The organism is Candidatus Sarmatiella mevalonica (assembly GCF_016751895.1).
Classification (GTDB): Bacteria; Pseudomonadota; Alphaproteobacteria; order Rickettsiales; family Rickettsiaceae; genus Sarmatiella; species Sarmatiella mevalonica.
This window is the reverse complement of record NZ_JACVVM010000062.1, coordinates 1-7,907: the sequence shown is the minus strand read 5'-3', so window position 1 is coordinate 7,907 and position 7,907 is coordinate 1. Positions and strand designations below refer to the sequence as shown.

Genomic DNA, 7,907 nt, shown 5'->3' with positions numbered 1-7,907 from the left:
CTACGGCCCATTCTTCATCTGTTAAATCACTCGTATAGCTCGTTGACATCTCATATCCTCCCTTTGATGCCAATCATAACGATGTCCCTCCAATACTTCAACCTTTTGCGTGACTGGTTCTTAAACTTACCATTGTAATTTGATGCGCTGAAGACATTTGAAAACCTCGTTCTTTTGAGATTTATTATAACAAAAATTACCTCATCTCGCAACGGTCCCAGTATGTGCTGCCATTCATCGTGATGATGATTGAAACTTCTGGGTCTTTGATGAAGTCCATAATATCAGCTGCTCTTTGCTCATCAGAGCCAGCTGCAAATAATTCTTGTTTATCGAGATGCTTTCCTGTTTTTACTTTAAATCCCAATTTATGGAAATATTCAACTGATTGATTAATGAGCCCATCAGGTACTGGGCTAGATGGCGCTACTATTCCTATAACATGTTTGATACTCATAACACTTTTCTCATATTATCCGCTTGATATGCTCTTTCAATCGTACCCTTTGGCACAAAATTAGATTTGAGATACTCAAAGCATTGCATCCGATTGTCACCACCTTCATCAGATAGAAAGATGTACTCACAATAGTCGCCAATGTCCTGAATAATACGTTCAAAACGATAGTAGGCCATCGCATCCTGATTTATCTTTGTTTGGCCATAGCCCTGATAAAATAGTGATTCTTCTTCGGCGGCTGTCAGGGAACTCACCCAAATACCAGCGCCGATAAACATCAAATCACGCTCGACGGGGGCAAAGATGAGTGTATCCCAGTCAACAATATAAAGAGCATTTTCTTTGTCAACAAACAGGTTCCAGCCATGCATATCAGCGTGGCATAAAACATAGTCGATGGGCTGTTTTTGGATTGCGAACGCAAGCTCTTCAGCGCGCTCAACTAGTTTAAGTATTTCGCACCTTTTTGATTTCAGGAGCAGTGCCATTTTTACAGCGACAGGCTCTTCAAAAACCTCACTTTCGATACGCACCAAAAATGCTTTGACGGTCTCGCGCCATTTGGAAGAGAACGTCTCTCGTGATACATCTTTTGTTATTGATGCAGAAATATCGGTGCTGTGAAGCTTTTTAATGGCCGCCCCAAATTGGAACCAATGATCTTCTGATAGTTTGGTTTCTACGCCATTACGACCTTCGACATAAGGGTATAGAATTGCCTTGAAGGATGCCAAACCTGCCCACAGTTGCCCAGTTTTGGTTGCAAGAGGTGGGATCACTTGTTTGATATCAAGATCAGCCAAATATTTTGGAACTGAGACCGAAGCCTCTAAAAATCCACCACTCCCTAATTTAAGAAAGTGGTCTGCTCCGTCAGTGGTTGTCACGCGATAAACCGCTGTGTTGAAATCAGCGCCAAGAGGCAAAAATACTACTTTTTCTATAGTCAGCCCATATGCATCCCGCAAACACGCAATGATTTCTTCGTTTTTAAGATTAGGTTTTATTAGCATGGTCTGTGTATCCCAATATCAGAACTCATCTTTCTCTCGAATAAATATTGTTTTTAAACAGAGGCTCAAACCCAAGTTTTTGATAGACCCCAAGACCTGAGTCGGATGACTCTAAAAAGCAATGGCGAACACCTAATCTTTTGGCTTCTGATAGTACGTAACGCATGAGCGCGCTAGCATATCCTTTGCCTTGAAACTCAGGTAGAGTCCCCACATCGTCTATCCTTGCAATGGTGTTGTCGTGCATTGACAGGGTGATCGATGAGATTGGTTCATTCTGTTTATATAAGCTGAAATGGCGAAGATTAATATTCCGTTTTAAGGCATTTTCATGGGTGGTTGCATAGATCTAACAGATTTCAAAAGTAGATTCAAATGCGCCTATCAATGGCATCATCCAGTCATTTAATTGATCATCATTCGGTTTGATCGTAGTTTCAGAATCAAAACCCGCAGTTTGGTCAGTTGCAAATCTATCTAAGTCCACAACCATTGAAACTGATTTGCTTTTCTCGGGGTAACCCATGGTATTTAAAATATCTGCCATTTGAGGCGTGCATAATTCTTGTGGAATGATTACATCAAAAGAGAGGTTATCCTGGCCGAAAAACTGTTTTCCTTGGATTAAAATTTTATCCAGAGCGTTTGTATTTCTTGTAATGTAAATAAAATTGAGTTCAGCACCGCCGGTCATATAAGCATTAGCCCCATCGCCTAATTCTAAGCATTTTGAGGCAATGCCTCTGAAAAAGTAGTCTTCGGCTTGGCGGTAAAGATCAATTAGTTGGGACATATTTTTCCTTTTTAACACTCATCAAATTCAGTTTTTTCTTGCGCATAACATATGTAAACATACCATATTTCATTTTGGAAGGATAGCAGAAACTGCTTTCCATCCCTTGATTTACCTTGTTTTCTCCATTTCGAATCCCAATCGCTACTCCGGTTTTCGTTCTCTAAAAAGTGAGGGGTCAAAAAACCTCAATCCTCTGAAACCCAGGCGAATCAAGGGTTTGAGGACATGCGTACCTTCGGGCCGAGTGTTCGATGCAAGCGGAGATGAAGAGGCTGAAAATGGAGATTTTGGGGGTAAAATGGCGAAATTGGAGAAAGGGAGGTACGTATGTGGTGCAACGCTAAAACGCCGGAAGGCCCGCGAATACTGGGGTTTCTGGGTTGCTTCGCTATGCTCACAATGACGGTGAGAAAAGTTATTCCTAAAAAATCTGGCGGAGAGAGGGGGATTCGAACCCCCGATACGGAATAAACCCGTATAACGGTTTAGCAAACCGTCGCCTTAAGCCACTCGGCCATCCCTCCAGCAAAAATGACGTGATGCACTCGCGCACAACTGCTATTAACAAAACGGGTAACGCAGCCAGCTCATATTCTATAAGAAAAAGGTGCGCCTGTCAAACTACTTCATCGCAAAATCTTTATTCAATCTAATAAATCGCAATTTTTATTTTGATGCTTTTTGATACTGGTCGATTCCACGCGCAAAGCCCCGCGAAAACTACTTTTTCACCATTCCATCAAGCTGCAACTTAGAGCAGCGCTACTTTACTAACACTCGTATATCACGATTAGCCAGTATATCTTTACATTTTATTTGTACATATATTGTATCTTTTGGCAACAATCTCTTTTTGAGACCATATAATGCAATAAAAATACGCTGTGAGCTAAAGCGAAAAGTAGTGTTGTAAGGTATACTAATTTCACTCAAAATTTGCAACTTCCCGTGCTCATCTTGCATCACAAGCTCTGTGTTATTAGCCGTATTTCCGCTAGACGCACCAATAATCACCACCTCTCCAGTAGAATTATTATATACTTCTAAGTCCACTAATGCATCCGGCATTTTTGGATCTGATTTATCGGTTAATTGCGCTGTTGCATCAATTATTTTTAACACATCCATGCTATCCGTAACGTTTGCAAGGCACGCTGTAGAGCAAAACACAAGACATAAACTAAAAAAACAGCACAAGACGCGTACTGGACGCAGAACAAAAGAATGCAACATATAAGTGAAAATTGAATTACGTAAATAATTATAGTATAATTTCGATGCAGCTTTGCTGTCTAGTTTTATTTGGATTTATATCGTAATTTATGCTATAAATTGTAACATACTGTTAACAGCGCGCCTAACACCCCCCAATTTACTTTTTACTTTAATTTAATATAAAAACCTTAATAAAAGCCCCTTATGTATAAAACTAAAATGCTCAATAAAGAAGGTAGTTCTAAAGTATTATATAATCTACGAGAGGATGATGCGATTTTAAAATTTACAGATCGTATCAAACTACAAGATGGTAAGATCATTTCTATTTTAGGCAAGGGTTCTATTAACAACTTCATTTCCTCGCTGCTAATGCAAAAACTACAAATAATTAGTGTGGATAACCATTTTGTAAAAAAAATTAATATGCACGAACAGTTGGTCAAAATGGCTGATATGTTGCCAATGAAAGTATATGTTACTGGCGCAGCGTGCGGCAAGTATGTGGAGGAGTTTGGAATGGAGGAAGGTTATGTATTTGACAAGGCCATGATAGACTTTGCATTAAAAAGTTATAGAGAAAAAACCGAAGAGAATAAATTATCTAGCATTAACGAATATCAATTAGTAAATTTAAATTGTATAGATATAGAAGATTTAAAGGCGGTACAAAGCTTAGCATTTAGGGTGTATCACTATCTTAGCGGCTTCTTTGCGGCAATTGGCATTAGGTTGTTAGAATGTCAACTAGAGTTTGGTAAGATTTTTCATGAAGAAGAAGGTGATGTATTAGTATTAGCAGACGAAATTAGCTTAGATAATTGTAGAATGTTAGATATTGATACACACGAAAGACTAGGCTTTGACTTATTATCTGATCAAGATCATAGCGGCAAAAATTATCGCGAGGTTTCTAGAAGATTGAATTATGCATTGAATCTTACTCAAACACTTGCAGATAAGTAGTATGTTGATAGATGTATGATTGAGAGGTATAATAATCGAGTATTATGAGCGCGATAAGACTGATTTTGTATATAAAACCTCTTTGCAAAATTCACTCATGAGGAGCAAATGCAGGGAGCATGCGCAGCACGGAACTTCTGACGTATATGGAGTTAAGTTATGGTTTCGCATCGACGACAAAGACGCGGTACCCGCGAAGGAGCAAAGTTTTGCAAGAGGATATCCTCAAAGTTAGGTTTATCTAGAGACTCAGGTTAAGTATTTACCCCTCATCTTTAGTCTTGACTGTGTATAGTGTGCTTAATATACTTCTCTTATATTTAGAAGTAAGCCCAAGCACCTGTATGAATAGTGCTGACTATTAAAAGAGAGTGATGAATTATTTGCTATTTCAATTAAGTTTATTAAAGGTATGATTGGTATGTTCAATGCTCCAAACACAGAAATTTTACAGATTATTGAGGCTATCTCAAAAGAGAAGGGTTTGCCTCGCGACAGTTTGATTAACGCTCTAGAAGATGCTTTATGTACTGCGGCACGAAGAGGATATAGCCAAGATTGCAATATTAAGGTAGAAATTAATAGAAAAACTGGCCAAGTGGGCCTTTGGCAGTTGTGCCATGTAGTGCCAGACGCCGAAACGAATGGTGATTTGAATAGTATTCAGCTTTCTCAGGCATTATCTATTGATCCTGATATAGAAATAGGTAGCGAGTGTAAAAAACCCTTACCACCAATAGATCTAGGGCGCGTGTCTGCGCAGAGGGCGCGTGTGATTATGCGAGATAGTATTGTGAAAGCAGAGAGGGAGCGTGAATATAAGTTGTTTAAAGATAGAGTAGGCGGAATCATTACTGGAGTTGTGAAATTTGTCCATTCTAGAGGCGTGGTGATAGAATTTAGTAGAACCGAAGGCTTGATTAAACAAGAAGAAATGATGCGCGGTGACTCGTTTAGAATCGGCGATAAAGTAAGGGCTTATATTTATGACGTGCAATCCACTCTAAAGGGCCAGCAGATTTTGCTTTCTAGAGCAAATGATAATTTTTTATTAAGATTGCTTGAAATGGAGGTGCCGGAGATACAGGAGAATATCATTAAAATACATTCAATAGCAAGAGATCCGGGCTCCAGATCTAAGATTGCCGTCTTTTCTTCTGATAGTCACGTGGATCCTATTGGCGCATGCGTGGGAGCTAGAGGCTCTAGGATCAAACACCTGCGTAGCGAATTGAATGGCGAGAAGATTGACCTCGTTTCTTGGGATAGAAATGATGTGCAGTTTATTGTGAACGCACTGAAACCAACTCAAATATTGAAAATATTAATAGATGAAGAGCAGAGAAGCGCGGAAGTTGTTGTGGCTGATGATCAGTTAAGCGTGGCAATAGGTAGTAGAGGACAGAATGCTAGGTTAGTTTCTAGGCTAACTGGGTGGAAGATTAAAATTCTTAGCCATACTCAGGCCAATGCTAAAGAAGAAAATAATATACAAGCTATGATTGAGCAGTATATACAACATCTTGATATAGATGAACAAATTTCTGGTATCCTTATTAAAAATGGCATCCATTCTGTGCATGAACTAGCAATGATAGAACTGGAGGATTTAGAGGCTATCGAGGAGTTTGACACTGCTATTGCTCGGGAATTGAGAGAGCGTGCATGCGAATATTTAGAGAATCAACAAAATGTTATCATGCAGGAACTCGAAGCATTAGGAGTGGAGCAAGGGTTATTGGAGTTATTAGAAATTGATTTAGATAAAATATTGTTACTGGCCCGAGAAGGAATAAAAAGTTTGATAGATCTAACTACTTTGGATGTAAAAGAGTTTCGTGGAATTGTTGGAGATGTAGGAGTGTCTGACGAGCAAATTGCCATTTGGCTTAATACAGCTCAAAATTGCGAACAAAATAACTAAAACAAAATAACTGAGTGTATAAGATTGAACATATAAATATAAATTCATACTCCTGTTCATGCGTACCAGACGAGTCGCGAGATACTAAAAAATCTTATCATAGCACTATGCAAATTTATTTTCAACTTATGAACGTCCTGTTGCGACTGCTGCGCGCAGAGCATTGCATGTTGTTTACTGTGCTATTTATTTGTCAGGGTTGTGCTGGCAGATTTTCTGAGCATCAGTTAAGAGTATATAACGCCGATTTAGCTGCCGGCCCTCTTAAGAGGTCAATTGTGCAAACAAAAGATTTTGCTATTACTGTTTATAGTAAAGCGCTTGATCCTACTAGCGATTATGTGTTCTATATCGAAGGCGATGGTTTAGCATTTATTAATAAAAGCACTATATCCGAAGATCCTACGCCACGTACTCAAGTATTATTGCCATTAGCCGCAATTGATCCGCGGCCTAATGTGGTGTATATCTCAAGACCCTGTCAATACACTGATGTAGCATTAAATGCAAGGTGTTTAGATTTTACCTATTGGACTGATGGTCGCATGTCTCCTGTAGTTGTGGATTCTATTAATGAAGTAATTAATACTATCGCCAAAAACTCAGCATTTAGTTTAGTTGGTTATTCTGGTGGAGGTGGTATTGCAATATTAATTGCATCAATCAATCCTAGAACTAAAGACATTGTAACCATTGCTGGTAATTTGGATATTGCGGCGTTTAATCATTATCATTCAGTAAAACCCATGTTGAGTTCTATGAACCCGATTGATTACGCTATCGCCATCAAACACATTCCTCAGCTGCACTTGTGCGGCGGTGAAGATAAAATAGTACCGCCATTTCTAGCTCAGGAATATGCGCGCAAAAGTGCTAGCAATGTAGTGCGATATTCCATTATTCCCAAAAATACCCATCAAAATGGCTGGAAAAAAGTGTGGGTGGGGTATATTAGAGATTTGAGACAAGATTACAGCTATTCTAAAACGCAAGTTCAAACACAAGCGAAGAAAAGAAAAATGCATAAATCGAAGTATAGATAAATGAAGCTGAGGCGTGAGTATTAAAGAAAATCCGCAAAGCATTATAACTTTTCATAGCACCCTACAATTTATGTAATAATTGAAGAAAATAGAAATTGAAATCAATAGTAGACTCATAATCTAAAATCCTTTTTAATATCTGTTGAGCCTTATATTTAGCCTGTTTTCGGTAGTTTCTTATATGACTCGACTATCAAGTTTTTTTAAAAAGTTCATGAATTCATTGGCACAAATTTTTTCATGTCAATACCACGCATATGTTTGATTGAGCGTTTTAGCTGAGTAAGAACCAGTCACGCAAAAGGTTGAAGTATTGGAGGGACATCGTTATGATTGGCATCAAAGGGAGGATATGAGATGTCAACGAGCTATACGAGTGATTTAACAGATGAAGAATGGGCCGTAGTCGAAAAGATAATTTACAAAAGAAGGGGGAAACAAGGCAGGCCGCCCCCTAGGGATGCCAGACGTTTATGGGATGGTATATTTT

The 7,907-nt window shown here is 38.8% G+C and carries 9 protein-coding genes and 1 tRNA gene; 4 read left to right on the top strand and 6 right to left on the bottom strand.

What is annotated here, in order from left to right; translation table 11 throughout:
* Positions 1–196 precede the first annotated feature (196 nt).
* From Sarmat_RS05285 to Sarmat_RS05260, 6 genes are all read right to left on the bottom strand, one after another.
* Positions 197–457 carry an LD-carboxypeptidase gene (locus Sarmat_RS05285; RefSeq protein ID WP_202149757.1) on the bottom strand — a complete coding sequence of 87 codons (261 nt, stop codon included), beginning with the start codon at positions 455–457 and terminating at the stop codon, positions 197–199.
* A complete protein-coding gene (locus Sarmat_RS05280) occupies positions 454–1,473 on the bottom strand; it encodes an aminoglycoside phosphotransferase family protein (RefSeq protein WP_202149756.1) in 1,020 nt (339 codons plus the stop codon). The genes Sarmat_RS05285 and Sarmat_RS05280 overlap by 4 nt, the downstream gene beginning before the upstream one ends.
* 25 nt (positions 1,474–1,498) lie before the next feature.
* The gene (locus Sarmat_RS05275; protein ID WP_341826610.1) at positions 1,499–1,783 is read right to left on the bottom strand and encodes a GNAT family N-acetyltransferase; all 285 of its coding nucleotides are present in this window, start codon (positions 1,781–1,783) and stop codon (positions 1,499–1,501) included.
* Positions 1,784–1,822: 39 nt separating this feature from the next.
* On the bottom strand, positions 1,823–2,266 hold the full coding sequence (locus Sarmat_RS05270) for a hypothetical protein (RefSeq protein WP_202149755.1): 444 nt from the start codon (positions 2,264–2,266) through the stop codon (positions 1,823–1,825).
* Between the two features lie 434 nt (positions 2,267–2,700).
* Positions 2,701–2,793 (bottom strand) — tRNA-Ser (locus tag Sarmat_RS05265).
* A 238-nt stretch (positions 2,794–3,031) separates the two neighbouring features.
* Positions 3,032–3,502, bottom strand: coding sequence for a hypothetical protein (locus Sarmat_RS05260; RefSeq protein ID WP_202149754.1), 471 nt, complete (start codon positions 3,500–3,502; stop codon positions 3,032–3,034).
* A 186-nt stretch (positions 3,503–3,688) separates the two neighbouring features.
* On the opposite strand from Sarmat_RS05260, the gene Sarmat_RS05255 reads away from it, so the two are divergent.
* From Sarmat_RS05255 to Sarmat_RS05240, 4 genes are all read left to right on the top strand, one after another.
* A complete protein-coding gene (locus Sarmat_RS05255; protein ID WP_202149753.1) occupies positions 3,689–4,450 on the top strand; it encodes a phosphoribosylaminoimidazolesuccinocarboxamide synthase in 762 nt (253 codons plus the stop codon).
* 97 nt (positions 4,451–4,547) lie between these two features.
* Positions 4,548–4,685, top strand: coding sequence for a hypothetical protein (locus Sarmat_RS05250; protein WP_202149752.1), 138 nt, complete (start codon positions 4,548–4,550; stop codon positions 4,683–4,685).
* A 186-nt stretch (positions 4,686–4,871) separates the two neighbouring features.
* The gene (nusA, locus tag Sarmat_RS05245) at positions 4,872–6,374 is read left to right on the top strand and encodes a transcription termination factor NusA (RefSeq protein WP_202149751.1); all 1,503 of its coding nucleotides are present in this window, start codon (positions 4,872–4,874) and stop codon (positions 6,372–6,374) included.
* A 167-nt stretch (positions 6,375–6,541) separates the two neighbouring features.
* The gene (locus tag Sarmat_RS05240) at positions 6,542–7,417 is read left to right on the top strand and encodes an alpha/beta hydrolase family protein (protein ID WP_202149750.1); all 876 of its coding nucleotides are present in this window, start codon (positions 6,542–6,544) and stop codon (positions 7,415–7,417) included.
* Positions 7,418–7,907 lie beyond the last annotated feature (490 nt).

Bases quoted from the DNA above. Each gene is read 5' to 3' on its own strand.
- nusA (WP_202149751.1), top strand. From the start codon at position 4,872: ATGTTCAATGCTCCAAACACAGAAATTTTACAGATTATTGAGGCTATC.
- Sarmat_RS05255 (WP_202149753.1), top strand. From the start codon at position 3,689: ATGTATAAAACTAAAATGCTCAATAAAGAAGGTAGTTCTAAAGTATTA.
- Sarmat_RS05270 (WP_202149755.1), bottom strand. From the start codon at position 2,266: ATGTCCCAACTAATTGATCTTTACCGCCAAGCCGAAGACTACTTTTTC.
- Sarmat_RS05240 (WP_202149750.1), top strand. From the start codon at position 6,542: ATGTTGTTTACTGTGCTATTTATTTGTCAGGGTTGTGCTGGCAGATTT.
- Sarmat_RS05250 (WP_202149752.1), top strand. From the start codon at position 4,548: ATGAGGAGCAAATGCAGGGAGCATGCGCAGCACGGAACTTCTGACGTA.
- Sarmat_RS05280 (WP_202149756.1), bottom strand. From the start codon at position 1,473: ATGCTAATAAAACCTAATCTTAAAAACGAAGAAATCATTGCGTGTTTG.
- Sarmat_RS05285 (WP_202149757.1), bottom strand. From the start codon at position 457: ATGAGTATCAAACATGTTATAGGAATAGTAGCGCCATCTAGCCCAGTA.
- Sarmat_RS05260 (WP_202149754.1), bottom strand. From the start codon at position 3,502: ATGTTGCATTCTTTTGTTCTGCGTCCAGTACGCGTCTTGTGCTGTTTT.